The following is a 1,624-nucleotide window of genomic DNA, read 5'->3' as shown; positions in this document are numbered from 1 at the left end:
CCATGCAGGTGGCGCAACGGCTCTATGAGGGCATGGAGATCGGCGGCGAGACCGCCGGCCTGATCACCTATATGCGAACCGACGGCGTCCAGATGGCGCCCGAGGCCATCGACGCCGCCCGTGACGCCATTGCCAAGGAATTCGGCCCGAAATACCTGCCGGAGAAGCCACGCTTCTACACGACCAAGGCCAAGAATGCCCAGGAAGCGCACGAGGCGATCCGTCCGACGGATTTCATGCGCACCCCGGCATCGGTTCGGCAATATCTCGATTCCGACCAGATGCGGCTCTATGAGCTGATCTGGAAGCGCGCCATCGCCAGCCAGATGCAGCCGGCCGAGATCGAGCGCACCACCGTCGAGATCGAGGCGGTCAACGGCGCCCGCAGCGCCGAGCTTCGCGCTGTCGGTTCGGTCGTTCGCTTCGACGGCTTCATCGCCGCCTACACCGATCAGAAGGACGATGACGCCGAGGACGAGGAAAACCGCCGTCTGCCGGAAATCCGCGCCGGCGAGCAGCTTGCCCGACAGGCGATCAACGCCACCCAGCACACGACCGAGCCGCCGCCGCGCTATTCCGAAGCCACGCTGATCAAGAAGCTGGAAGAGCTCGGCATCGGCCGGCCTTCGACCTATACGGCAATCCTGAAGACGCTCGAGGACCGCGACTATGTCACGATCGACAAGCGCCGGCTGGTGCCGCAGGCCAAGGGCCGCCTGTTGTCCGCTTTCCTCGAAAGCTTCTTCGAGCGCTATGTCGAATATGACTTCACCGCATCGCTGGAGGAAAAGCTCGACGAGATTTCCGACGGCAAGCTCGCCTGGAAGGACGTGCTACGCGATTTCTGGAAGGATTTTTCGGGCGCCGTCGCCGACATCAAGGAGCTGCGCGTCACCGACGTGCTCGACGCGCTGAACGAGGAACTGGCGCCGCTGGTCTTCCCCGCGCGCGAAGACGGCTCCAACCCGCGCATCTGCCCGAAATGCGGCACTGGCAACCTCTCGCTGAAGCTCGGCAAGTTCGGCGCCTTTGTCGGCTGCTCGAACTATCCCGAGTGTTCCTTCACCCGCCAGCTCGGCGACGCCGCCAATCCCAATGGCGAGAATGGCGGCGGCGAGGACGGCATCAAGGTGCTCGGCAAGGATCCCTACACGGCGGAGGAAATCACCCTGCGCTCGGGTCGCTTCGGTCCCTACCTCCAGCGCGGCGACGGCAAGGAAGCCAAGCGTTCGAGCCTGCCCAAGGGCTGGACACCCGAATCCATCGACCATGAGAAAGCCCTGGCGTTGCTGGCGCTGCCGCGCGATATCGGCAAGCATCCTGAAACGTCCAAGATGATCTCGGCCGGGCTCGGCCGCTATGGCCCGTTCGTGCTGCATGATGGCACCTACGCCAATCTCGACAGCATCGAGGATGTCTTCTCGATCGGCCTCAACCGCGCCGTCACGGTGATTGCCGAGAAGCAGTCGAAGGGCAAGGGCGGCCGCAATGGCGGCACGCCGGCGGCGCTGAAGGAGCTTGGCGACCATCCGGATGGCGGCGGCAAGATCGTCGTGCGCGACGGCAAATACGGGCCTTACGTCAATTTCGGCAAGGTCAATGCCACGCTGCCCAAGGGCAAGGA

Annotated in this window: 1 protein-coding gene; it reads left to right on the top strand. The window is 64.0% G+C overall.

Going from position 1 to position 1,624, the window contains the following annotated elements:
- Window positions 1–1,624: DNA topoisomerase (locus C1D09_RS27530; RefSeq protein WP_208760438.1), on the top strand; the 1,624-nt coding region annotated here is incomplete at both ends.

This window comes from Mesorhizobium intechi (assembly GCF_002879535.1).
In the GTDB taxonomy this organism is placed as follows: Bacteria; Pseudomonadota; Alphaproteobacteria; order Rhizobiales; family Rhizobiaceae; genus Mesorhizobium; species Mesorhizobium intechi.
The sequence above is the reverse complement of the archived record's forward strand: the minus strand, read 5'-3'. Positions and strand labels throughout refer to the sequence as shown.